Below are 24,234 nucleotides of genomic sequence, written 5' to 3' on the forward strand. Positions count from 1 at the left end.
CCGCCTCGCACAGCCGCTTACCCGCTCAGGGCGAGTGGTAGGTGACGGCGAGCACGGCCATGTCGTCCGTACCGCTGCCGCCGGTCCACTCCTCGACGTCGCCCACCAGGGCGTCGATCACCCCGCTCGGGCCGTGGAACGGCCCGCGGCCCGCCAGTTGTACGGCCGGGTCGTAGAACGCCCCGGCCCCGTCGCGGGCCTCGGTGACCCCGTCGGTGACCAGGAGCAGGCTGCCGCCGGGCGGCAGCGGGTGGACGTCGGGCACCGAGCGGCGGCCGTCGAGGCCGCCCATGCCGAGCGGCAGGTCCGGCTCGGCGGCGTTCAGCGCCACGACGGTAGCGCCGACCAGCAGGTACGGGGCCGGGTGGCCGCGGTTCAGCAGCCGCAGCGTGCGGCAGTCCGCGGAGAACTCGGCGACCAGCGCCGTCGTGAATCCCTCCGACTGGTCCTCGCCCGATCGGCGGGCCCCCTCGCGGATCAGCGCGTGCTCCAGCCGCCCGGCCAGCTCCGGCAGGTCGGGCGCCCACTCGGCGGCCTCCCGGAAGGCGCCGAGCACCACCGACACCGCGGCGACCGCGCCCAGCCCCTTGCCGCGCACGTCGGCGATGAGCAGCCGGACGCCGTACGGGGTGTCCTCGACGGCGTAGACGTCGCCGCCGATCCGCGCCTCGCTCTGGGCCGCGCGGTAGCGGACCGCGATGTCCAGTGGGCCCATCCGTTCCGGCGGGGTGGGCAGGATCGCGCGCTGGGCGGCCTCCGCCACCGTCCGAACGGTGGCCAGGCTGCGGCCGTAGCGGGCGATCAGCCGGTTCACCCCGAGGCCGAGGAGGCCCGCCAGCAGCACGTTGGCGATCTCGGCGAAGCCCAGGGCGTGGCCGAAGGACTGGTGCTGGATCGTCAGCCCGACCATCGCTCCGAGGGCGACGGCGGCCAGCACCACGGTGGACCGGAAGGAGAGCGTCGCCCCCGCCGTCACGCAGGCCGCGGCGAGCAGCGGACCGCCGTGGTAGTCGATGGGGGTGAAGGCGTCGAACAGGACACCCGCCAGCACGAGGGCCGGCGGGATGCAGCGGACGGGGAGGGGCCAGCGGCCGGACAGGCGGTCCACGCGCTTCCTCTCCTCCGGCGGCAGACGGTCGAGTACCTGAGCTTATGTCCCGCTTTGCGGGAATGCGGATCGGCGGCGGCTCGGGCACCTTGGACAGAGCGACGCATTTCGCACACCACGGATGTCGCACACCGACGCTCCGTGACACGCACACCGACCCCACTACGCCGGGAGAACGCCATGACCGACCGCACGTACCGGGTGACCGAGATCGTGGGCACCTCGCACGAAGGCATCGACGCCGCGATCCGCAACGGGATCCACCGGGCGTCGCAGACTCTCCGCGGGCTCGACTGGTTCGAGGTCACCCAGATGCGCGGCCACATCGTGGACGGCGAGGTCGAGCACTACCAGGTGGGGCTGAAGGTCGGATTCCGGCTGGACGACGCCGAGTAGCCCGGACGACGACGCGGAAGAGCGCGGAAGAGCGCGGACGGCGCGCAACAGCGCCGACCGGAGACCGGAGACCGGCGACCGGAGGCATGACAGGACCGTGACCGCCGCCGGGAGACCGTCCCGGGGTCCGGTGGCGGTCACGGAGACCCCCAGTCTGTCTGCACCGGCCACGGAAAGTGATCATCCGCGGTAGCGCGCCTTCACGGTAGGGCCGAACGGCGGAGAGCGCGCGCCCGCGGCGTGTCCTGCCCCCGCGTCCGGCGGGCGTGACGCGATGATCCTCCGATGCCAGGAACCGTCTGCGTCCGCGGGTCGGCCGTCAGGTCGCTCGTCGTGCTGCTCTGCGCCGGACTGCTGGCCGTTCTGCCCGTCGCCGCCCCCGGCGGCCGGCAGGCCCACGCCGACGACCGCCTCGGCGACGTGTCCGCCGAGGTGGACGCCACGTACCGGCAGGCCGCCGACGCCACCGCCGCGTACGTCGACGCCCGGCGGGCCGCGGACCGGCAGCGCGCCACGGCCGTCCGGCTGCGGCGGGAGGTCGCGCTCGGCCGCCGCAGGATGGACGGGCTGCACGACAGCATCGGGCTGCTGGCCCGGATGCAGTACCGCTCCGCGGGGCTCCCGGCGACCGCCGCCCTGATGCTCTCCGCGTCCCCCGACACGCTGCTGGACCAGATGGGACGGCTCCGCAAGGGCGACGAGGCCGTGGCGAACCTGCTCGACACCGTGCGGGCGACGACCGCGCGGCTGCGCAAGGACCGGACGGCGGCGGACCGGGCGCTGGAGGAGCTGGACGAGCGGACCGCGCGCCAGGCCGGACTGCAGAACGAGATCAAGGCCAAGCTGCGGCGGGCTCGCGAGCTGCTGCGGCGGCTGGAGGCCGCCCGGTCCGCCCGGCTGGCCTCCCCGCAGGAGTGCGCGAACGCCATCCCCGAGGAGATGCCGCGGCCCGGCAGCGACATCCCGGTGCGCGCCGCCTGGGTCGCGCCCGTCGACCGCTACGCCCTCTCCGCCGGGTTCGACGCGGCCGGCGACCACTGGGCCTTCCGGCACACCGGCCAGGACTTCGCCGTACCCGAGGGCACGCCGGTGCGGGCGGTCGGCGCGGGGACGGTCGTCCGGGCGACCTGCGGCGACGGGTTCGGCAACCAGATCGTCGTGGCGCACGGCAACGGGTACTTCTCGCAGTACGCGCACCTGTCGCTGCTGCAGGTCAAGGTCGGCGACCGGGTGCCGGCAGGCCGGCAGATCGCGCTGTCGGGCAGCACCGGCAACTCCACCGGCCCGCACCTGCACTTCGAGGTGCGGGTGACGCCGGACATGGGGTCCGCGGTCGATCCCGTCCCCTGGCTGCGCGAGCACGGGGTGCGCCTCGCGCCCGTCCAGGGTCCGCCGCCCGCCGCCAGCGCACTGCCCACGGCGCCCGCGATCGCCCGCCAGGCGCCGGCCCCGTTCCGCTGACCGATCCCCCCGCGCACCACGCCGCGGCTACGGCGTGACCACCCGGGCCACCAGCACCGCGACATCGTCCTCGACGGCCGGCTGGACGAGGCCGGCCAGCACCTGGTCGAGCAGTTCCTCCAGGCTCCCTTCGGGAGTCGGCCGCAGCAGGGCGAGGCGGGCGAGGGACACGTCGATGTCCTCGCCCCGGCGCTCGACGAGGCCGTCGGTGTACAGCAGCAGCACCCACCCGGGCGGGCACCGGCCCTTGACCAGCTGGTACCCGCCGAGCCCGGTGCCCAGCGGCGGGCCGGGCGGGACGTGGAGCAGGCCGCCGACGCCGTCCGGGCCGAAGGCGGCGGGCGGCAGGTGCCCGGCGCTGGCGTACCAGGTGAGGCCGCGCCGCGGATCGACCAGGACGAGCATGCAGGTGGCGGGGCGGCCCGACTCCGTCGAGGCGATGAGGGAGTCGAGGCGCTCCAGGACGCGGTTCGGGGGCTCGTCGTCGGCCGCCACGACCCGCAGCATCGCGCGGTAGTGGCTCATGTCGACCGCCGCCTCCACGCCGTGCCCCATCACGTCGCCCATCGCCAGCAGCGTCCGGCCGCCCGGCAGCCGCACCGCGTCGAACCAGTCGCCGCCGACGAGCGCGCTGCTGCCGGCCGGCAGGTAGCGGGACGCCACCTCGATGTTCGGGTGCGGGCTGCTGGGCTCCGCCAGCAGGGCCCGCTGGAGCCCGAGCGCGATGTCGTGCTCCCGGGTGAAGCGGCGGGCGTTGTCGAGGCTGATGGCCGCCCGGCCGGCCAGGTCCTGGGCGACGACGACGTCGGTGGCGGAGAAGCCGGGGGAGTCCCCGGCCCGCACCAGGGTCACGGTGCCGATCGGGTGCCCGCGCGCGGCGAGCGGGACGACGAGCGCGGAGTGGATGCCCGCGGCCCGGTACGCGGCGACGCGCTCGGCGTTGGGGGCCGCCCGCACGAGTTCCTCGTCGGAGAGCAGGTTCTGCACCAGCGGCTTGCCGGTCTCCAGGCAGCGCGGGATGGCGGAACCGGCCTGGTAGTCCACGTACTCGCCGGGCACGCCGAAGACCCGGGCGCGCTCGCGCAGCCACGGTACGGACGACAGCGCGGTCCTGCGCATCCGCAGCGCCCCGCGCGCCGGGCGGCCGCCGCCCTCGTCCTGCGTGACCGGCAGCACCTCCACGGAGGCGACTTCGGCGAGCAACGGCACCAGGAAGTCCGCCAGTTCACCGCAGGTGGCGTCCATTTCGAGCGTGGTGCCGATCCGGGTGGCGGCGGCGTCCAGCAGGGTGAGCCGTTCGCGGGCCTGCTCCAGGTCGCGCTGCTGCTGCCGCGAGGCGGTCACCTCCAGCACGATGCCGACGATGCCGATCACCGCGCCCTCGGCCATCAGCCGGTGGTACGCGCCGTGCCAGTACCGCCGCTCCAGCCCCGACGGCGCCTGCGTGTGGCCGCTGGACGTGACCTCGCGCGGGTGCCCGTCGGCGAGCACGGCCCGCAGCACGTCCTCGCGGCCGTCGATGCCGGGCAGCACCTCGGCGATGGTCCGGCCGAGGTGCGCCTCGGCGGGCACGCCGTTCATCAGGGCCAGCGCCGGATTGACGTACACGTAGCGCAGCCAGGGGTCGAGGATGCCCACGCCGGCCGACGTGCCCTCCAGTACCCCGCGCAGGATGACGTTCGAGTCCGCGTCGGCATCAGGCTGCACGCGTCCGCCTCCCCTCGCCGCCGGTCCGTCACCGCGGGCGGGCCCCGACCGCGGCAGAGCCACCATGCGTCGTCGGCCGACGCATCGTGGGCCGACTCATCGTGGTCCCACCAGCCGTGATCCGCATCCGTTGGCGGCCGGGACGGAGACGCGCCCCCCGAACGGCCCAGCTCCGGTGGCGGGACCGGGCCGGGTATCTGATCCTTTTGTCCGTAAGACGGGAATTTCATGATCAACGTTCCCGCCGTGCAGGTCGTCGCCATCTCGGGAGCCCGTTGTGAGCCAGGATTCACCCACCGCGTCCACTCCGCCGTCCACTCCACGGGGAGGGTCCTGGAGCGGCGAACGCCCTCCGGCCGGCCACTCGGGCGGCGGCCTCGCCGCAGGGGGCACCGTCTTCGCCGGGGTGATGCTCTTCGTCTCCGGTGTGCTGGCGATCCTCCAGGGCATCGTCGCCATCGCCAAGGACGACGTGTACCTCACCACCCCGGGGTACGCCTTCCGCTTCGACCTGACGTCCTGGGGCTGGATCCACCTGATCCTCGGCGCCATCGCGGTCGTCGTCGGCTACGGCGTGCTCAAGGGCGCCGCGTGGGGACGGGTCACCGGTATCGCCCTGGCCGCGCTGAACATCTTCGCGAACTTCATGTTCATGCCCTACCAGCCCATCTGGGCGATGACGCTGATCGCGATCGACGTCTTCGTCATCTGGTCGCTCGCCAACTACCGTCCCTCCACGGACGGGGGCCCGCTGCTGTGAGCCCGACCCTCGACCAGCTCCGCCGCTGTTCCGTCGCCTTCGACATCGGGACCAGGACCCGCGTCCACCTCAGGGACGGGGGACTCGTCGTCGACGAACCCAGCGTGGTCGCCGTCGACACCACGACCGGCTCGCTGATCGCGGTCGGCGCCCGCGCCGAGCAGATGGAGGGCCGCACCCCGCAGCACATCCGCGTCGTGCGGCCGGCGCCGAACGGCACCGTCGTGGACATCGCGATGGCCCAGAGGATGCTGCGGCACCTCCTCGGCGACAAGCTCCGCACGTCCTGGCGGCGCGCGCCGATGGCGCGGGCCGCCGTCTGCATGCCGCACGGCAGCGACCCGCTCGCGCAGCGCGCGGTGACCGAGACGCTGTTCGGGCTCGGCGCCCGCCGGGTCGAGCTCGTGGACGCGGTGATCTGCGCGGCGGTCGGCTGCGAGCTGCCCGTCGAGCACCCCGAGGCGACCATGATCGTGGTGTGCGGGGACCGGACGACGCAGATCGCGGTCCTGTCGCTCGGCTCCATCGTCGCCGCGGAGACCGTGCCGGTGGGCGGCGACGCCATCGACCACGCGGTCGTGCAGCACCTGCGCAGCCGGCACGAGCTGATGCTCCCCGCCCAGTCCGTGCACCCGCTGCGCAACGTGTTCAGCAGCGCGGCGGCCGCCGGCGGCACGGAGGTCGCCGAGGTCACCGAGGTCTACGGCCGCGACGTCGTCAGCGGCCGCGCCCGTACCGTCGTGATCGAGACCGACGACGTCCGGCACGCGATGCGCACCCCGCTCACCGCGGTCCTCGACGCCATCGGCACCGTGCTGCGCCGCTGCCCTCCGGACCTGGTGGCCGACCTGGCAGAGCGGGGCATCATGCTCGCGGGCGGCAGCGCGCTGATGCCCGTTCTCGACGGGATGCTGCGGAACGCCACCGGCGTGCCGATCGCCCTCGCCGAACGCCCGGACGTCTGCGCGGTCCAGGGCCTCGGCGCCATGATCGAGGGCCGCGTCCGCCCGATGGCGCTGGCACCGCTGGGGGCGTGACCAGCACCGCTGTTCAGGTGAACCGGATATGACGAAGCGTCTGCCGGGCCGGTGAACCCCGGCCCGGCCGACGCTCTTCGTCGTACCCGTCCGCGCCCTGCGGCGCCGTCCGCTCAGTGGTGGAACGCCGTCGCCACCACCGCCGGGCGGTCCAACGGCCGCTCCTGGTGGCGCAGTTCGGGCAGCAGGCGGGAGAGCTCCTCCACGAGGAGGTCCGCCAGGTCCTCGGAGAAGCCGTTGCGGCAGACTACCCGCAGCACGGCGAGGTCCTCGCGGTCCGCCGGGTAGGTGTACGCGGGGACCAGCCAGCCGTGCTCGCGGAGCCGGCGCGACACGTCGAAGACGTCGTAGTTCTTGATCTCGTCGGTGGTCGTGAAGGCGAAGACCGGCAGCTGGTCGCCCCGGGTGATCAGCCGGAAGTCGCCGAGCGCCTCGATCCGCGAGGCCAGCGACATCGCCACGTCCCGGCTGCTCTGCTGGACGGCGCGGTAGCCGTCCCGGCCCAGCCGCAGGAACGTGTAGTACTGCGCCACGACCTGCGCGCCCGGCCGGGAGAAGTTGAGGGCGAAGGTCGGCATGTCGCCGCCGAGGTAGTTGACCCGGAAGACCAGCTCGTCGGGGAGCGCGTCGTGGTCGCGCCACAGCGCCCAGCCGACGCCCGGGTAGACCAGCCCGTACTTGTGGCCCGAGGTGTTGATCGAACAGACGCGGGGGAGCCGGAAGTCCCAGACGAGGTCCTCGTCGAGGAAGGGGGCGACCATCGCGCCCGACGCGCCGTCCACATGGACCGGAACGTCCACGCCGGTGCGCTCCTGGAGCGCGTCCAGGGCCGCGCAGATCTCCGCGACCGGCTCGTACGATCCGTCGAAGGTCGATCCGAGCACCGCGACTACGCCGATCGTGTTCTCGTCGCACAGCGCCACGGCCGACTCGGCGTCCAGGTGCAGCCGGTCGCCGCTGACCGGCACCAGCCGCGCCTCGACCTCCCAGAACGCGCAGAACTTCTCCCAGCACACCTGCACGTTGGCGCCCATGACCAGGTTGGGCCGGGCCTTCGCCGGATAGCGGTCCTGGTTGCGGTTGGCCCAGCGCCGTTTGAGGGCCATCCCGGCGAGCATGCACGCCTCGGAGGAGCCCGTCGTCGAGCAGCCGATGACGGCCGCCGGGTCGGGCGCGTTCCACAGGTCGGCGAGGATCGCCACGCAGCGCCGCTCCAGCTCGGCGGTGCGCGGGTACTCGTCCTTGTCGATCATGTTCTTGTCGCGGCACTCGGCCATCAGCACGTCGGCCTGCGGCTCCATCCACGTGGTGACGAACGTCGCCAGGTTGAGCCGCGAGTTCCCGTCGAGCATCAGCTCGTCGTGGACCAGCTGGTACGCGGTGTGCGGCGACATGGGGCCGTCCGGCAGCCGGTGCTTGGGCGGCGCGGTGCGCATGCTGCCGACGGGGTCGGCGTCGCCGTAGTAGAACGGGTTGACCGCGAGCGGGCGGGAGTCGCCGGCTCCCTTGTGCAACGCCATGCTGCCTCCTCGACGGGTTCTCCTCGGGACCCTACGGCGCCCGGGCCCGCCGCGCGCGTCAGCCGGTGCCGGCCAGCGACAGCTTCGCCGCGAAGCCCAGGAAGAGCGCACCCGCACCGGCCGACAGGCCCGCCGTCAGTTTCCGGCGCCGCCGGAGGGCCGCCGCGAGGTACGTGCCGCTGAAGATGAGCACCGTCAGGTACGTGAGGCTGAACAGCTGCGCCCAGGCGCCGAGCGCGAGGAACGACAGCTCCGGGTGGGCGTACCCCGGGTCGACGAACTGCACGAAGAACGCGACGAAGAACAGGATCGCCTTCGGGTTGAAGAGGCTGACCACCAGCGCCCTGCGGAACGGCCGCTCGGCCTTCTCCCGGGGCGCGTCCTCCCCGGTGAGGGCGGCCCTCCGCTCGGCCCGCCCGCGCCACATCGCCACCGCCCCGCGCAGCATGCCCACCGCGAGCCAGGTCAGATAGCCCGCACCCGCGAACTTGACCACGGTGAAGGCGACCGGGCTGGCCTGCAGCAGTGACGCCACCCCGCCCGCGGAGAGCGTCATCAGCACGGCGTCCCCGCACAGCACCCCGGCGGCCGCCCGGTACCCGGTGCGCGGCCCGAGCCGGGCCGCCACCGAGACCACGTACAGCGAGTTCGGCCCCGGCAGCAGGATGATCAGGGCCAGCCCCGCCAGGTACGTAGAGAGATCAGTTATCCCGAGCATGCGAACAAGTGTGCCACCGGTGTCCCGTGCCCCTCGTGCGTCACTCCGGGCCGCTCCGTCACTCCGGACGACTCCGCCACTCCGGACTACTCCAGTCGCGGCTGCTCCGCGGGAGCGGGGCAGATCCGGCGGCCGGTGTTGTCGAAGATGTACAGGTGCGCCAGGTCCACCAGCAGCGGCACCCGGTCCCCGGGCCTGACCCGGATGTCGGGGCCCGTGCGGACCACCAGGTCGCCGGTCGGCTGCTCGCCGAGGTCGGCGGGCGGCGGGTCGAGCACCTTGACCGAGCCGGAGGTGTCCGGTTCCTGCAGCAGCCCCGGGAAGCGCCCGGCGGCCTTGCGGGCCAGCTTGCCCAGCCCGCCGGGGCCGGTGGCCGCCCGCCGCGCCGCGGAGCGGGTGCGCTGGGCGGGCAGCCGCGGCGCCTCCAGCTCCGGCACGACCGCCGGCTTCGCGCCGGTGTTCAGGTGCACCAGGCACTCGTGCCCCTGGTACTCCACGTGCTCGACGATGCCGCTGAGCACCACCTCGCCCGCGTGCGCGCCGCTCGGCGACGCGATGCGGACCGCCTCGGAGCGCAGCCCGACGATGATGTCGCGGCCCTGCTGGATGCGGAGCATCTGGTGGTCCAGGCTGAGCGGCTCCGGCAGGCCCAGGCGCTGCCGCCCGAAGTCGATCCACATGCCGCCGCCCAGCGGCGCCAGCACGGTGGCCTGCAGCAGGTTGATCCGCGGCGTCCCGATGAACGCGGCGACGAACACGTTCACCGGCAGGTGGTAGGTGTCGCGCGGCGTCCCGACCTGCTGCAGCACCCCGCCGCGCATGACGGCGACGCGGTCGCCGAGCGACATCGCCTCCGCCTGATCGTGCGTCACGTACACGGTGGTGACGCCCATTCCGCGGGTCAGCCGGGCGATCTCGGCGCGCAGGTGGGAGCGCAGTTTGGCGTCCAGGTTCGACAGCGGCTCGTCCATCAGGAAGACCGACGGGTGCCGCGAGATGGCGCGGCCCATCGCGACCCGCTGCCGTTCGCCACCGGACAGCTGACCGGGGTAGCGGTCCAGGATCTCCTCGATGCCCAGGATCCGCGCGGTCTCCTCGACCCGCGGGTTCTGGTCCTCTCCCGGCATCTCGAAGCGCAGCGGGAACCCGATGTTCTGCCGGCTGGTCATGCTCGGGTACAGCGCGAAGTTCTGGAACACCATCGCCATCCGGCGGTCGCCCGGCGCGAGGTCGTTGGCGTATTCGCCGTCCAGCAGCAGCTCGCCCGAGCTGATGTCCTCCAGCCCCGCGATCATGCGCAGCACGGTGGACTTGCCGCAGCCGGAGGGGCCCAGCATGACGAGGAACTCGCCGGGAGGGATGTCGAGGCTGAACCGGTCGACCGCCGGGGCGGCCTGCTTCGGATAGAACTTCGAGAGTTCATGCAGGGAGATGGCGCGCGTCATAACAGGATCCGCCAGAAAGTTCAGATGCTGCGACAGGAGATGTGCCCGTGGTGCACGCGGTGGCGTTGCGGAGAACGTAATGCACCACCCCGGCGTTGGGGAACGATTCGGCCAACTCGGTTGGCGCGAATTCTGTCGCGCTGATCGTTCACCGAACCGTCACGGGTCGCGCACGGATCGGCTCCGGAGGCCGCCCACAGGGGGCGCACGGATTCGGTTGGTACTTTTGACCGGTGACGAACCTCGCCCTTGGCCCCAGCTGGCTCGATCCCGACCACCTGATCAACTCATTCGGCCTGTGGGGCGTGCTGCTGATCGTCTTCGCGGAGTCGGGCCTGCTGATCGGGTTCTTCCTGCCCGGGGACTCGCTCCTGTTCACGACCGGACTCCTGGTCGCGGGCGGCACCCTCACGACCCCGCTGTGGCTGGTGACGCTGCTGATCGTCGTCGCCGCGATCGTCGGTGACCAGGTCGGCTTCCTCTTCGGCCGCAAGGTCGGGCCCTCGCTCTTCCGCCGCCCGGACTCCAAGCTCTTCAAGCAGGAGAACATCGAGAAGGCGCACGCCTTCTTCGAGAAGCACGGCCCCAAGTCGATCGTCCTGGCCCGCTTCGTGCCCATCGTCCGCACGTTCACGCCGATCATCGCCGGCGTCAGCCGGATGAACTACCGGACGTTCGTCACCTACAACATCATCGGCGGCACGCTCTGGGGCGGCGGCGTCACCCTCCTCGGCTACTGGCTCGGCCAGATCGAGTTCGTCCACAAGAACATCGAGGTGATCCTCGTCGCGATCGTGCTCGTCTCGGTCGTCCCGATCGCCATCGAGTTCCTCAGGGCCCGCGCGAAGGCGAAGAAGGAGGGCCCCGTGCCCCCCGTGGACGCGCCCGCGCCGCCGGTCGGCTCCGGCGGCCGGGGCGGCCGCCACCGGGCGAAGTAGCGCGGGGACCGGCACCGGCCTGCGGGGCGGTGGGCGGGGCGGGAATCGCGGTCGACGCCGCGCGCCCTGCACACTGATCATCGGAGGTGGTCGGTCAACGTGTCGGACGAAGAGAAGCCGGAGTCGGACGAGTCGCGGTCGGAGTTCACGCCCCCCGTGGGGGTGCCGATGCCGGCGGCCCCGGAGTTCGACAGCTCGACGACGTCGGAGTTCGCCGCCCCGACCGGGGTGGAGCTGCCGGCCGGGCCCGAGGCCGAAGGCTCCGCCTTCACCGCACCCGCCTCCTACGGCGGTGCGGGGAACGCGTTCACCCCGCCCGACGGCATCCCCGTCATACGGCTCACCAAGGGCGCCGTCCCCTGGCAGGACCGCATGCGCGAGCTGGTCCGGATGCCGGTCACCGAGCGCCCGGTGCCCGAGCTGCCCCCGGACAAGCCGGACGCGGGCCCGCCGGTGCCCCGCGTGCTCGACCTGACACTGCGCATCGGCGAGCTGCTGCTCGCGGGCGGCGAGGGCGCCGAGGACGTCGAGGCGGCCATGTTCGGCGTCGCGCACGCCTACGGGCTGGCCCGGGTGGAGCCCACCGTCACGTTCACCCTGCTCGGCATCTCGTACCAGCCCTCCCTGGTCGACCCGCCGGTCGGCGCGAGCCGCACCGTGCGCCGCCGGGGCACCGACTACACCCGGCTGGCGGCCGTCTTCCAGCTCGTGGACGACATCACCGCCCACGAGGCGACGCTGGAGGACTCCTACGGCCGGCTGGCCGCGATCCGCCGCAACCGGCACCCGTACAGCGGCTGGGTGCTGACCGGCGCCGCCGGGCTGCTGGCCGGCTCGGCGAGCATCCTCGTGGGCGGTGGTCCGCTGATCTTCTTCGCGGCGGCGTTGGCCGCGATGCTCGGCGACCGGCTGGCCTGGCTCTGCGCGGGGCGCGGGCTGCCGGAGTTCTACCAGTTCGCCGCCGCCGCGATGCCGGCCGCCGCGATGGGCATCGTCGTCAACCTCTACGCCGACCACCTGCCGGGCGCCACCGACCTCCAGGCATCGGCGGTGATCACCGGTGGGCTGTTCACGCTGCTGCCGGGGCGCGCCCTGGTGGCGGGCGTCCAGGACGGCCTGACCGGCTTCTACATCACGGCCTCGGCGCGGCTGCTGGAGGTCATGTACCTCGTCGTCGGCATCGTCTTCGGCGTGACGATCGTGCTCTACGCGGGGGTGCGGCTGGGCGCGGACTTCGACCCGGAGCAGGCGCTGCGCGCCTACGACCACCCCTGGGTGCAACTGCTGTCCGCGATGTCGCTCACCCTCGCCTTCGCGGTGCTGCTGCAGTGCGAGCGCGGGGTGCTGCTGCTCGCCACCCTCAACGGCGGCGTCGCCTGGACGGTCTACGGGGTGCTCCACCAGCAGCTCGGCGCCAACCCGGTCGTCGCCACCGCGGCCGCGGCGGGCCTGGTCGGCCTCTTCGGCCAGCTGATGGCTCGCTACCGGTACGCGTCGGTGCTGCCGTACGTGACGGCCGCGATCGGCCCGCTGCTGCCCGGCTCCGCGACGTACTTCGGGCTGCTCGCCTTCACCCAGAACCACACGGCGGAGGGGTTCACCTCGCTGACGAAGGCCGCGGCGCTCGCGCTGGCCGTCGCCATCGGCGTGAACCTCGGCGGGGAGATCGCCCGCATGTTCCTCAAGACCCCGGGCTCCGCCGACCCGGCCAGGCGCCGCGCGGCCAAGCGCACCAGGGGCTTCTGAGCGGCTCCCACCGAGGCCGGACGCGCGAACGCCGGGCCGGTCCGTGAAGGACCCGCCCGGCGTTCGCGGTACCGCTCGTGACGCTGGGGTCAGTGGCTGTGGAAGACCTGACCCGACTCCTTCAGGCGCTTGTAGGACGCCTCGATCTCGGCCTCGGCCTCGATGCGGCCGACCCAGTTGGCGCCCTCGACGGACTTGCCGGGCTCCAGGTCCTTGTAGACCTCGAAGAAGTGCTGGATCTCCAGGCGGTCGAACTCCGACACGTGATGGATGTCACGCAGGTGCTCCACCCGGGGGTCGGACGCCGGGACGCACAGCAGCTTGTCGTCGCCGCCGGCCTCGTCGGTCATGCGGAACATGCCGACGGCGCGGCACTTGATGAGGCAGCCGGGGAACGTCGGCTCATCGAGGATGACCAGGGCGTCCAGCGGGTCGCCGTCCTCACCCAGGGTGTTCTCGACGAAGCCGTAGTCGGCCGGGTAACTGGTCGAGGTGAAGAGCCGGCGGTCCAGGCGGATACGACCGGTCTCGTGGTCCACCTCGTACTTGTTCCGGGAACCCTTCGGGATCTCGATCGTGACGTCGAACTCCAAGGCCCTACTCCTCCATGATCAGCACATACTTCTGGTGGTTAAGTGTCTCCCACGCAGGTGTGTGGTCGCGAAAGGGGCTGGTCGGGGGTGCCGGACGCCAGAACATGGCAGGTAGTGGCGGGGTCGGCCGCAGTCGGGCTGACCGTTTCCTTCGCGGCGGTGGCCGTGGCCGGACCGTGGGAGTCGGGCCAGCGTACGGCGGAAAGGGCGGCAGCCGCCTCCCGGGGTCACCAGGCGGACGGCCGGCCCGCCGCCGGGCCCCGGACGCCGGCGCCCACCGAGGCCGCCGCCCCGCCCGCCCCCCGGGTGCTGACCGCGCCCGCCACGGACCCGGGCACGCTCCCCACCCCGCAGGCGCTCGCCGCCCGGCTCGCCCCGCTGCTGCGCGACCCGGCCCTCGGCACGCTGCGCACCGGAGCCGTCGTCGACGCCTCCACCGGCAAGCTGCTGTACGGCTCCGGCGCCGGCACCCCGTCCGTGCCGGCCTCGACCATCAAGGTCGCGACGGCCGCGGCGGCGCTGTCCGCGCTCGGCCCCGACCACCGCATATCCACGACCGTGCTGGCCACCGGTCCGCACAGCACCGTCCTGGTGGGCGGCGGCGACCCGACCCTGACGGCCGCGGCGCTGCGCACCCTGGCCGACGACACCGCCCGCGCGCTGACCGCCCGGGGCACCACCGCCACCTCCCTCGGCTACGACCTGGCGCTCTACTCGGGGCCCGTCCTGCACCCCATCGGCCGCAATGTGAACCTCGCGCCGGTCACCCCGCTGATGACCGACGAGGGCCGCGTCGACAAGAGCGACCACGGCCCCGTCAAGCGGTCCCTCGACCCGGCCGCCGACACCGCCACCGCCTTCGCGAAGCTGCTCGGGGCGCGCGGCATCACGGTCACCGGCGCCCCAGCGCGCACCCCCGCCGCCGCGTCCGGCACCCAGCTGGCCGTGGCCCGGTCGGCGCCGCTGTCCGCGCTCGTCGAGCGGATGCTGACCAACAGCGACAACGACATCGCGGAGGCGCTCGCCCGGCAGACCGCGATCGCCGCGCACCTGCCCGCGAGCTTCGCCGGCGCCCAGCAGGCCGTCACCGCGGCCCTGGGCCGGCTCGGCCTGCCGACGGCCGGGGCGAAGTTCACCGACGGCAGCGGGCTCAGCCGCGCCGACGCGCTCTCCGCGCAGCAACTCACGCGGCTGCTCGCGCTGGCCGCGTCGCCGCAACAGCCCCGGCTGCGGCCGATCCTGACCGGGCTGCCCGTCGCCGGCTTCTCCGGCACCCTCTCCGACCGCTTCCGCGGCGGCCCCGCCTCCGGCTCCGGCCTGATCCGCGCCAAGACCGGCACCCTCACCGGGGTGAACGCCATCACCGGCACCGTCGTCACCGCCGACGGACGGCTGCTCACCTTCGCGTTCCTCGCGCAGGGCAGCACGTCCGCGACAGCCGCCCAGACCGCCCTCGACCGGCTGGCGTCCGCCCTCGCCGGCTGCGGCTGCTGAACGCCCGCCCCGGGCCCTTCCCGGGCCCGTCCCGGACCCCGGGCGCCATCCGACCCCCAAAGCCGGGGCGGCAACGTACCGTGAAGGCATGACGAGCTTCGGTGGTGCCGACATGGTCGACTGGAACCTCGCAGTGGCGACCGCGCAGCGGTTGATGCGGCCGGGCCCTGAGGTCAGCGGGGACGAGGCGCGCGAGATCGTGGCCGAACTGCGCAAGCACGCGCGCTCCTCGGAGGAGCACGTGCGCGCTTTCACCCGCATGTACGGGGAGGCGCCCAACAATATGGGGGTCCCCCCGGCGAAGTCAGGGGGAGGCACGCCGGTGCTGATCGTGGACCGGGTGGGCTGGGTGAAGGCCAACGTCGCCGGCTTCCGCGAGATCCTCAAGCCGCTGCTGGGCAAGATGCAGGACCGCCGCCCCGGCGGCCTCGGCGGCATGGCGCTGGGCACGGTCGGCGGCAAGGTCACCGGCGTCGAGGTCGGGATGCTGCTGTCGTTCCTGGCGTCCCGGGTGCTCGGCCAGTACGAGACGTTCGCGCCCGCCACCCGCGAGCTGCCCGCCGGCCCGCTCGTCCCCGGCCCGGGGGAGCCGCGCGCCGGCCGCCTGTTGCTCGTCGCGCCCAACATCGTGCACGTCGAGCGCGAACTCGACGTGGACCCGCACGACTTCCGGCTGTGGGTGTGCCTGCACGAGGAGACGCACCGCACGCAGTTCACCGCCGTGCCGTGGCTGCGCGACCACATCGAGGGCGAGATCCAGTCGTTCCTCGGCGAGACCGAGATGGACGCCTCGACCGTCATCGAACGGATCCGCGAGGCCGCCCAGTCCTTCGCGGGCGGCCCGTCGAAGGACGCCCGGGCGGAGGACGAGCCCGACGAGGGCCGCAGCATCGTCGACTTCGTCCAGACCCCCGCCCAGCGGGAGATCCTGGCGCGGCTGACCGCCGTCATGTCGCTGCTGGAGGGCCACGCGGACTACGTGATGGACGGGGTGGGACCGGACGTCGTGGCCTCGGTCGCGGAGATCCGGGAGAAGTTCCAGCAGCGCAGGGCCAGCGGCGCGGGCCGGCTCGACCAGGTGCTGCGCAAGGTGCTGGGGCTGGACGCGAAGCTGCGCCAGTACAAGGACGGCGAGCGCTTCGTGCGCGCCGTCGTGGACGAGGTGGGCATGGACGGCTTCAACCGCGTCTGGACGTCGCCCAACACGCTCCCGACCAAGGCGGAGATCGCCAAACCGGCGGACTGGGTCGCAAGGGTGCACCGGCGTAGCGATTCGTGACCACCCGACGCCTCCTGGTTCACCCGTCCGAGGGACCGTAAGCGCAGGGTAAGCCGTGCGATGCTCGGGTAGAGCCCCGACTTCTGTCACCATCTAGCTACTTTGCGTTATCACCCTCACAGCCTCCCCAGGAGGGAACCGGACATGGGTCCCCACCCCACGGTCGCCGCGATACGCCTGGCGGTCCGCCGCGTACTTCACGACGTCCTCATCGCCACCCCCGCCCCCAACCCCCTCGTCCTCGCCGCGTGCAGCGGAGGCGCCGACTCCATGGCCCTCGCCGCCGCCCTCGCGTTCGAGGCCCCCAAACTCGGCGTGCGCGCCGGGGCCGTCACGGTCGACCACGGGCTGCAGTCCGGCTCGACCGGCCGCGCCCTCGAAGTCGCCGCGCGCCTGCGCTGCCTCGGGCTGGACCCCGTGGACGCCGTCGGAGTCACCGTCGGCCGCCAGGGCGGACCCGAAGCCGCCGCCCGCGACGCCCGCTACGGCGCGCTGGACGCCACCGCCGACGCGCGCGGCGCCGCCGCCGTCCTGCTCGGCCACACCCGGGACGACCAGGCGGAAACGGTGCTGCTGGGCCTCGCCCGCGGCTCCGGCACCCGCTCGCTGTCCGGGATGGCCGCCGTCTCGGGCGCGGGAGGCCGCTACCGCCGCCCCTTCCTGCTGCTCGACCGCGACACCGTCCGCAAGGGATGCCTGGCCCAGGGCATCGACGTGTGGGAGGACCCGCACAACCACGACCCCGCGTACACCCGCTCCCGGGTCCGCCACGAGGCCCTGCCGGTGCTGGAGAAGTCCCTCGGCAAGGGCGTCATCGAGGCGCTGGCCCGCACCGCGCAGCTCTCCCGGGACGACGCCGACGCCCTGGACCAGTGGGCGGCCACCGCCGAACGTGATGTTGCCGACGGCGACGGCTCCCTGGACGCGCTCCGGCTGCGCTCCCTGCCGGCCGCCGTCCGCCGCCGGGTGCTGCGCCGCGCGGTCATCGCCGCCGGTTCCCCGCCCGGATTCCTCTTCGCCCGGCACATCGAGGAGATCGACCGGCTGGTCACCGACTGGCGGGGGCAGAAGGGCCTCAACCTGCCGGGCGGCGTCGAGGCCCGCCGCCGCAATGGCAGACTGTTCTTCTCACCGTCGTAGACCTTGAGGAACCAACACAGGTGAACGAGAACGACATGGGCACCGACCTCGAAAAGGTGCTCATCACCAAGGAAGAGATCGACGCCAAGCTCATCGAGCTTGCCGCGACGATCGACAAGGACTACGCGGGCAAGGACCTGCTGATCGTCGGCGTGCTCAAGGGCGCGGTGATGGTCATGGCCGACCTGGCGCGTGCGCTCTCCACCAACGTGACGATGGACTGGATGGCGGTGTCCTCCTACGGCGCCGGCACCAAGTCGTCGGGCGTCGTCCGCATCCTCAAGGACCTCGACACCGATATCGCAGGCCGCGACGTGCTGATCGTCGAGGACATCATCGACTCCGGTCTGACGCTGTCCTGGCTGATCAGCAACCTCGGCTCGCGCGGCCCGGCCTCCCTGGAGGTCTGCACGCTGCTGCGCAAGCCCGAGGCGGCCAAGGTCGAGATCGATGTGAAGTACACCGGCTTCGACATCCCGAATGAATTCGTCGTCGGCTACGGACTCGATTTCAACGAGAAGTACCGCAATCTCCCGTTTGTCGGAACACTCGCCCCGCACGTATACGGCGGCTGACGCCCCCGTTCGTCCGAGGATGTCCCCGTTCGGCGCAGCCCGCGCCGACAACGGGGAACCCCGCACCCTTTCCCGCCGTTGAAGCAGGGGAAGCCGGGATTGTTAACGGTTGGCGGACGCCTCGGTGGACAATGCTGAGGTACCGTCCGAAGGTCGGGTCATACACCGGATGTGCGCGCGGCCAGCGAGCCGCGCTGCCTCACTGTGGCAGGAGGGACGGGGCGTCCGCGCCCCGCATGGATGGACGTCAAGCGCTATTTCCGTGGGCCAGTCATGTGGATCGTGCTGGCTGTCATCGCCGTGGTCGTCCTCATGCAGGTCGTCGGCTCCTCCGGCGGCTACAAGACGGTGGACACCGGCCAGGTCGTGCAAGCGATCCACAGCAAGGACAACATTCTCAAGTCGGCGGAGATCACCACCGGCGACGAGCAGATGATCAAGGTCGAGCTCGTCGACGGCGCCAAGGTCGGCGGCAAGGACCTGGGTACCAAGCTCAAGGCGAGCTACGTCAGCGCCGAGCAGAGCACCGCCATCGCCGCTGAGCTGCAGAAGAAGGTCGACGGCGACACGACCGCGGGCGGCACGCTGCCCGACGGTTACACCGTCTCGCCCTCCAAGCAGAACGCGTTCGTCAGCATTCTGCTGTCGCTGCTGCCGTTCGTGCTCATCGTGGTGGTCTTCCTCTTCCTGATGAACCAGATGCAGGGCGGCGGAAGCCGCGTCATGCAGTTCGGGAAGTCCAAGGCCAAGCTGATCACCAAGGACACCCCCAAGACCACGTTCTCGGACGTGGCGGGGGCGGACGAGGCGGTCGAGGAGCTCCACGAGATCAAGGAGTTCCTCCAGGAGCCGGCGAAGTTCCAGGCCGTCGGCGCCAAGATCCCCAAGGGCGTGCTGCTCTACGGCCCGCCCGGTACCGGCAAGACCCTGCTGGCCCGCGCTGTCGCGGGTGAGGCGGGCGTGCCGTTCTACTCGATCTCGGGCTCCGACTTCGTCGAGATGTTCGTGGGTGTCGGCGCCTCGCGTGTCCGCGACCTGTTCGAGCAGGCCAAGGCGAACGCTCCGGCGATCGTCTTCGTCGACGAGATCGACGCCGTCGGCCGGCACCGCGGTGCCGGTATGGGCGGCGGCCACGACGAGCGCGAGCAGACGCTCAACCAGCTGCTCGTCGAGATGGACGGCTTCGACGTGAAGGGCGGCGTGATCCTGATCGCCGCCACCAACCGGCCGGACATCCTGGACCCGGCGCTGCTGCGCCCGGGCCGCTTCGACCGGCAGATCGCCGTGGACCGCCCCGACCTCATGGGCCGGCTGGAGATCCTCAACGTCCACGCCAAGGGCAAGCCCGTCGCCCCGAACGTCGACTTCCGGGCCGTCGCCCGCCGCACCCCCGGTTTCACCGGCGCGGACCTGGCGAACGTGCTCAACGAGGCCGCGCTCCTGACGGCCCGTGGCGACCGCAAGCTGGTCGACAACGAGACCCTCGACGAGGCGATCGACCGGGTCGTGGCCGGACCGCAGAAGCGGACCCGGATCATGTCCGAGAAGGAGAAGAAGATCACCGCGTACCACGAGGGCGGACACGCCCTGGTCGCGGCGGCTTCTCCGAACAGCGACCCGGTGCACAAGATCACGATCCTCTCGCGCGGCCGGGCCCTCGGTTACACGATGGTCCTGCCGGACGAGGACAAGTACTCGACGACGCGCAACGAGATGCTCGACCAGCTCGCCTACATGATGGGCGGCCGGGCGGCGGAGGAACTGGTCTTCCACGACCCGACCACCGGCGCGTCGAACGACATCGAGAAGGCGACCGCGACGGCCCGCGCGATGGTCACCCAATACGGGATGACCGAGCGGCTCGGCGCGATCAAGTTCGGCTCGGACAACGCGGAGCCGTTCCTGGGCCGTGACATGGGTCACCAGCGCGACTACTCGGAAGAGGTCGCCGGGCTGGTCGACGAAGAGGTCAAGAAGCTCATCGAGACCGCGCACAACGAGGCGTGGGAGATCCTGGTCGAGAACCGCGACGTTCTCGACAACCTGGTTCTGGCGCTCCTGGAGAAGGAGACGCTGAACAAGGAGGAGATCGCCGAGGTCTTCAAGGCCATCGTCAGGCGTCCGCCGCGGCCGGCCTGGACCGGGTCCTCGCGCCGTACGCCGTCGACCCGCCCGCCGGTGCTCTCGCCGAAGGAGCTGGCGCTCACCAACGGCAGCCAGTCCGCCAACGGCAGCGGCACCACCACCCCGGCCGTCGAGAAGTCCACCGAGACGGTGGAGCTTCCCGAGGACAAGGGCAGCGGCACCGACAGCTGACCACCGCACACCGGGCGGCGACAGCCGCCCGGTGAGGGTGATCCCGGAATGAAGACCGCGCCCCCAGGGTTTTAACCTTGGGGGCGCGGTCTTCCGCTTTGTCCAACCCCGCAGCCCACTGCGGGCCCGTACCAGGAACGAGGCACAGATGACCGACCCGGTGACGCTGGATGGTGAGGGGACCATCGGCGAGTTCGACGAGAAGCGTGCCGAGGCCGCCGTGCGCGAGCTGCTCATCGCGGTCGGCGAGGACCCGGACCGCGAGGGGCTGCGGGAGACGCCGGGCCGGGTGGCCCGCGCCTACAAGGAGATATTCGCCGGCCTCTGGCAGGAGCCGGAGGACGTCCTGACCACGACCTTCGACCTCGGGCACGACGAGATGGTGCTGGTGAAGGACATCGAGGTGATGTCGAGCTGCGAGCACCACCTGGTGCCCTTCATCGGCGTCGCCCACGTGGGCTACATCCCCGCCTCCAACGGCAAGATCACCGGGCTGTCGAAGCTCGCCCGGCTGGTCGACGTCTACGCCCGCCGCCCGCAGGTCCAGGAGCGGCTGACCACCCAGATCGCCGACTCGCTGATGCGCATCCTGGAGCCGCGCGGCGTGATCGTCGTCATCGAGTGCGAGCACATGTGCATGTCGATGCGCGGGGTGCGCAAGCAGGGCGCCAAGACCATCACGTCGGCCGTCCGCGGCCAGCTGCGCGACCCCGCCACCCGCTCCGAGGCGATGAGCCTGATCATCGGCCGCTGAGCGCACCAGCGGCAGCGAAGAGCCGCCGGACCCCTGGACGGGATCCGGCGGCTCTTCGCGTGCGGGGGACGACGGGTCAGGCGACGCTCCTGACCGCCCGCTCCGGCTCCGAGCCGTTGGCGTAGCAGGGCGCGCTGTGCGCGGCCCGCTTGGCCCGGCCCGGCAGGAACCGCTGGAGCGCGTCCGGCAGCGGCAGCGACAGGGTCACGAAGCCCTCCGCCTGCATGGCGGCGAAACCGATCCGCGGCAGGTCCCGCGAGTTGCGGAACACCAGGAAGCGCGGCACCCACTCCGGCTGGAACTTCGCGTTGAACTTGTACAGCGACTCGATCTGGAACCAGCGCGACAGGAAGACCAGCAGCCCCCGCCAGCCGCGCAGCACCGGCCCCGCCCCGATCCGCTCGCCGCGCGCGAGCGCCGAGCGGAACATCGCGAAGTTGAGCGAGACGTTCTCGACGCCCAGCTCCGGAGCGTGCTGCAGCGCCTCGACGATCAGCAGCTCGTTGAGGCCCGGGTCGGCACTGCGGTCGCGCCGCATGAGCTCCAGGGACATGCCGTCCTTGCCCCAGGGGACGAAGTGCAGCACGGCGCGCAGGTCGCCCAGCGGCGACTCGACGCCGTCCTCCCGCTCCTTGTGGGCGGTGACGACCACGCAGTCGCCGTCCTCCACGTCACCGAAACGGCCCAGCGCCATCGAGAAGCCGCGCTCGGTGTCCGTGCCGCGCCAGGCGTCGGCGGCCAGCCGGACCTGCTCGCGCTCGCCGTCCGACAGCTCGCGGACCCGGCGCACCTTGCAGGTGTAGCCGGACCGCTCGATGCGCTTGACCATCTGCCGGACGTTGCGCATCGCGCGGCCCTGCATCGTGAAGGCGCTGGTGCGCACGATGGCCTCGTCGCCCAACTCCAGCGCGTCCAGCCCCGTCTCGCGGGTCCAGACCTCGCCGCCGGTCTCGCTGCAGCCCATGACCGCCGGGATCCAGGCGTGCGCGCGGGCCAGCTCCATGAAGCGTTCGATGGCGCCAGGCCAGGCCTCCACGTCCCCGATGGGGTCGCCGCTGGCGAGCATCACCCCCGACACCACTCGGTAGCAGACCGCGGCCTTGCCGCTGGGGGAGAACACCACGCTCTTGTCGCGGCGCAGCGCGAAGTGGCCGAGCGAGTCGCGGGCGCCGTGCTTGGCCAGCAGCTCGCGCAGCTGGTCCTCGTCGGCGCCGCTGAGCTCGGCGACCGGCCGTGCCGGACGCAGGATCAGATACGCGGTGGTGCCGGCGATCAGGAAGCCGAGCCCGCCGAGCGAGTAGGCCACGACATCCGAGGCCCGGTCACTCGTATAGCTCACCGGGCCCTCGAAACCGAAAAGCCCGTACAGCACGTGCTGGAGGCGCTCCGTCAGGCTGGGATCGCCCATCTCGACGCGCGGGTGGGCGCTGACGATCAGCAGCCCGAGGCCGAGGCCGACGACGCTGAGCAGCACGAAGTTGGCCGCCGCCCGCCAGCGCGTGCGCGGGTCCGACAGGGCGTTGAACTGGCCCCGGTGGACGATCAGCAGCGCGAACAGGAACAGCGAGACGAACGCTCCGACGTAGGAGTGCCGGTACACCAGCTGCGTCGCCGCGCCGGTCGGCAGCAGGAGCACCGCGGCCCACCAGGCGCGCAGCTTCCCGCGTTTGAGGCCGTGAGCCAGCATCAGCAGCAGGATGCCGGTGACCACCGACCCGGCCGCCGCGAGCGAGCTCATGGTGCCGGGGAAGACCATCGCCATGTGGTGCATCCGGCCGTTGCGGAAGCCGGGGAACACGCCGGAGACGACGTCGAGCAGCCCCACCACGGCCCCGGCGGTACCGACGACCGAGGGGACGGAGGAGGAGCGGAGAAACCGCGGACGCCGCGTACCGGCGTTGGCGCGATCAGTAGACACGGGCACCTGCCCACGGAACCCGGAAGCCGAGTTCTCCATCTACCTGTACAGACATGGGTCACCAAGCCCCAACATTGCGGGATATGTTCCGCAAACTGCTCTCGTAACGAACAATTTGCGCCCTCTAGGACGCGAAGAAAGGCCTCTGGGTTCCGTCAGAAGGAGCCGGAACCGGGCCGCGGACAGGAAAGTACGTCACTCGACATGGGTCTCACCAGTAAGAAGGTTCTACTGCTGGCGGTCATAGCCGCGGTAGTGCTGTTCGTGGCCACCGTATGGCTCTGGCCGCGGCTGTCCAAGCGCAGCCTCCCGGCGGTGCTGGGGCGGGTCGGCATGATGCTGTTCACCCAGCTGTCGATGATCGCGGCACTCGGGCTCGCTGCCAACTACTCGTTCGGTTTCTACGCTTCCTGGGCCGATCTGTTCGGACAGGAGTCCGAGCCGGGCGTCGTCGTGAACCACTCGGCGGCCGCCAACCAGCTGCAGGTCGTGGGCCACAAGTACGTCAACGTGCCCGGCGGTTCGGTGCCGAGGACCGGCGGCCAGATCCAGAAGGTGGTGTTCCAGGGCGGCGCGTCCGACATCACCACCCAGGCCTATGTCTACCTGCCGCCCGAGTACTTCCAGGACACCCGGCGCACCTTCCCGGCCTCCGTGATCCTCACCGGCTACCCGGGGACCGCCGAGGCGCTGTTCAAGAAGATGAAGTACCCGTCGATCGCGCACCAGCAGGTCCTGGAGGGCAAGGCCAAGCCGACGATACTGATCATGATGCGGCCGACCGTGGCCCCGCCGCGGGACACCGAGTGCATGGACATCCCCGGCGGCCCCCAGACGGAGACGTTCTTCACCAGGGACCTGCGCGCGGCCGTGTCGAACCACTTCCGGGTCGGCACCAACGCCCGGAACTGGGGGATCATGGGCGACTCCACCGGCGGCTACTGCGCCCTGAAGCTCACGATGCGCCACCCCGAGGCGTACTCCACGGCGGTCGGGCTGTCCGCCGACTACAAGGCGCCGCGCGACCGGACGACCGGTGACCTCTTCGGCGGCGACAAGCAGCTCGAACTCCAGAACAACCTGCCGTGGCGGCTGAAGAACCTGCCGCACCCGCCGGTGAACCTCCTGGTGACCAGCAGCAAGAAGGGCGAGCCGAACTACCGGGAGACGATGAAGCTGATCAGCGCCGCGAGGGCGCCCACGCACATGTCGTCGATCATCCTGGAGAGCGGCGGCCACAACTTCAACACGTGGGGCCGCGAGATCCCGCCCGCGCTGGAGTGGCTGAGCAGCCGGCTCAGCGACCGGTAGTCGACCGGCCAGCGCCTA

General features: G+C 71.9%; 20 protein-coding genes. 13 read left to right on the forward strand and 7 right to left on the reverse strand.

Annotation, left to right across the window (positions count from 1 at the left end):
• Positions 1–25 precede the first annotated feature (25 nt).
• Positions 26–1,108 carry a PP2C family protein-serine/threonine phosphatase gene (locus ABZ721_RS00220; protein ID WP_358786259.1) on the reverse strand — a complete coding sequence of 361 codons (1,083 nt, stop codon included), beginning with the start codon at positions 1,106–1,108 and terminating at the stop codon, positions 26–28.
• Between the two features lie 180 nt (positions 1,109–1,288).
• Here ABZ721_RS00220 and ABZ721_RS00225 point away from each other — a divergent pair, with 180 nt between their 5' ends.
• Together ABZ721_RS00225 and ABZ721_RS00230 are read left to right on the forward strand one after the other, a co-directional pair.
• Positions 1,289–1,504, forward strand: a complete 216-nt coding sequence (locus ABZ721_RS00225; RefSeq protein ID WP_358786260.1) for a dodecin — start codon at positions 1,289–1,291, stop codon at positions 1,502–1,504.
• Positions 1,505–1,789: 285 nt separating this feature from the next.
• Complete coding sequence (locus tag ABZ721_RS00230; protein ID WP_358786261.1) at positions 1,790–2,965, forward strand: M23 family metallopeptidase; 1,176 nt, start codon at positions 1,790–1,792, stop codon at positions 2,963–2,965.
• 27 nt (positions 2,966–2,992) lie between these two features.
• Here the strand turns inward: ABZ721_RS00230 and ABZ721_RS00235 are convergent, their stop codons facing one another.
• Positions 2,993–4,672 carry a SpoIIE family protein phosphatase gene (locus ABZ721_RS00235; protein WP_358786262.1) on the reverse strand — a complete coding sequence of 560 codons (1,680 nt, stop codon included), beginning with the start codon at positions 4,670–4,672 and terminating at the stop codon, positions 2,993–2,995.
• Positions 4,673–4,949: 277 nt separating this feature from the next.
• Here ABZ721_RS00235 and ABZ721_RS00240 point away from each other — a divergent pair, with 277 nt between their 5' ends.
• Together ABZ721_RS00240 and ABZ721_RS00245 are read left to right on the forward strand one after the other, a co-directional pair.
• On the forward strand, positions 4,950–5,432 hold the full coding sequence (locus ABZ721_RS00240) for a hypothetical protein (RefSeq protein WP_358786263.1): 483 nt from the start codon (positions 4,950–4,952) through the stop codon (positions 5,430–5,432).
• The gene (locus ABZ721_RS00245) at positions 5,429–6,469 is read left to right on the forward strand and encodes a rod shape-determining protein (protein WP_358786264.1); all 1,041 of its coding nucleotides are present in this window, start codon (positions 5,429–5,431) and stop codon (positions 6,467–6,469) included. The genes ABZ721_RS00240 and ABZ721_RS00245 overlap by 4 nt, the downstream gene beginning before the upstream one ends.
• Positions 6,470–6,582: 113 nt before the next feature.
• Here the strand turns inward: ABZ721_RS00245 and ABZ721_RS00250 are convergent, their stop codons facing one another.
• From ABZ721_RS00250 to ABZ721_RS00260, 3 genes are all read right to left on the reverse strand, one after another.
• A complete protein-coding gene (locus ABZ721_RS00250; protein ID WP_358786265.1) occupies positions 6,583–7,989 on the reverse strand; it encodes a glutamate decarboxylase in 1,407 nt (468 codons plus the stop codon).
• Between the two features lie 58 nt (positions 7,990–8,047).
• On the reverse strand, positions 8,048–8,707 hold the full coding sequence (gene leuE / locus ABZ721_RS00255; protein ID WP_358786266.1) for a leucine efflux protein LeuE: 660 nt from the start codon (positions 8,705–8,707) through the stop codon (positions 8,048–8,050).
• A gap of 86 nt (positions 8,708–8,793) precedes the next feature.
• Positions 8,794–10,152 carry an ABC transporter ATP-binding protein gene (locus tag ABZ721_RS00260; protein ID WP_358786267.1) on the reverse strand — a complete coding sequence of 453 codons (1,359 nt, stop codon included), beginning with the start codon at positions 10,150–10,152 and terminating at the stop codon, positions 8,794–8,796.
• 233 nt (positions 10,153–10,385) lie between these two features.
• On the opposite strand from ABZ721_RS00260, the gene ABZ721_RS00265 reads away from it, so the two are divergent.
• Together ABZ721_RS00265 and ABZ721_RS00270 are read left to right on the forward strand one after the other, a co-directional pair.
• Positions 10,386–11,090 carry a VTT domain-containing protein gene (locus ABZ721_RS00265; RefSeq protein ID WP_358786268.1) on the forward strand — a complete coding sequence of 235 codons (705 nt, stop codon included), beginning with the start codon at positions 10,386–10,388 and terminating at the stop codon, positions 11,088–11,090.
• A gap of 168 nt (positions 11,091–11,258) precedes the next feature.
• Positions 11,259–12,836 (forward strand): threonine/serine exporter family protein, encoded by a 1,578-nt coding sequence (locus ABZ721_RS00270; protein WP_358786624.1) that lies wholly within the window; start codon positions 11,259–11,261, stop codon positions 12,834–12,836.
• An 89-nt stretch (positions 12,837–12,925) separates the two neighbouring features.
• On the opposite strand, the gene ABZ721_RS00275 is transcribed toward ABZ721_RS00270, so the two are convergent.
• Positions 12,926–13,429 carry an inorganic diphosphatase gene (locus ABZ721_RS00275; protein WP_358786269.1) on the reverse strand — a complete coding sequence of 168 codons (504 nt, stop codon included), beginning with the start codon at positions 13,427–13,429 and terminating at the stop codon, positions 12,926–12,928.
• A 114-nt stretch (positions 13,430–13,543) separates the two neighbouring features.
• Here ABZ721_RS00275 and dacB point away from each other — a divergent pair, with 114 nt between their 5' ends.
• From dacB to folE, 6 genes are all read left to right on the forward strand, one after another.
• Positions 13,544–14,923, forward strand: a complete 1,380-nt coding sequence (gene dacB, locus ABZ721_RS00280) for a D-alanyl-D-alanine carboxypeptidase/D-alanyl-D-alanine-endopeptidase (protein ID WP_358786270.1) — start codon at positions 13,544–13,546, stop codon at positions 14,921–14,923.
• Between the two features lie 88 nt (positions 14,924–15,011).
• Positions 15,012–16,202, forward strand: a complete 1,191-nt coding sequence (locus ABZ721_RS00285) for a zinc-dependent metalloprotease (protein WP_358786271.1) — start codon at positions 15,012–15,014, stop codon at positions 16,200–16,202.
• Positions 16,203–16,346: 144 nt separating this feature from the next.
• The gene (gene tilS / locus ABZ721_RS00290) at positions 16,347–17,342 is read left to right on the forward strand and encodes a tRNA lysidine(34) synthetase TilS (protein WP_358786272.1); all 996 of its coding nucleotides are present in this window, start codon (positions 16,347–16,349) and stop codon (positions 17,340–17,342) included.
• 20 nt (positions 17,343–17,362) lie between these two features.
• Entirely contained in the window at positions 17,363–17,917 is a 555-nt protein-coding gene (gene hpt / locus ABZ721_RS00295; protein WP_358786273.1) for a hypoxanthine phosphoribosyltransferase, read from the forward strand.
• A 240-nt stretch (positions 17,918–18,157) separates the two neighbouring features.
• Positions 18,158–20,233 (forward strand): ATP-dependent zinc metalloprotease FtsH, encoded by a 2,076-nt coding sequence (gene ftsH / locus ABZ721_RS00300; protein ID WP_358786274.1) that lies wholly within the window; start codon positions 18,158–18,160, stop codon positions 20,231–20,233.
• 148 nt (positions 20,234–20,381) lie between these two features.
• On the forward strand, positions 20,382–20,987 hold the full coding sequence (gene folE / locus ABZ721_RS00305) for a GTP cyclohydrolase I FolE (protein WP_358786275.1): 606 nt from the start codon (positions 20,382–20,384) through the stop codon (positions 20,985–20,987).
• 76 nt (positions 20,988–21,063) lie between these two features.
• Here the strand turns inward: folE and ABZ721_RS00310 are convergent, their stop codons facing one another.
• Positions 21,064–22,944: a phosphatidylglycerol lysyltransferase domain-containing protein gene (locus tag ABZ721_RS00310; RefSeq protein WP_358786276.1), complete on the reverse strand. Its 1,881-nt coding sequence runs from the start codon at positions 22,942–22,944 to the stop codon at positions 21,064–21,066.
• Between the two features lie 165 nt (positions 22,945–23,109).
• Between ABZ721_RS00310 and ABZ721_RS00315 the strand changes: the two genes are divergently transcribed.
• Positions 23,110–24,216, forward strand: coding sequence for an alpha/beta hydrolase-fold protein (locus ABZ721_RS00315; protein WP_358786277.1), 1,107 nt, complete (start codon positions 23,110–23,112; stop codon positions 24,214–24,216).
• The last annotated feature ends 18 nt before the right edge of the window (positions 24,217–24,234 follow it).

Source organism: Streptomyces sp. NPDC006733 (assembly GCF_040636125.1).
In the GTDB taxonomy this organism is placed as follows: Bacteria; Actinomycetota; Actinomycetes; order Streptomycetales; family Streptomycetaceae; genus Actinacidiphila.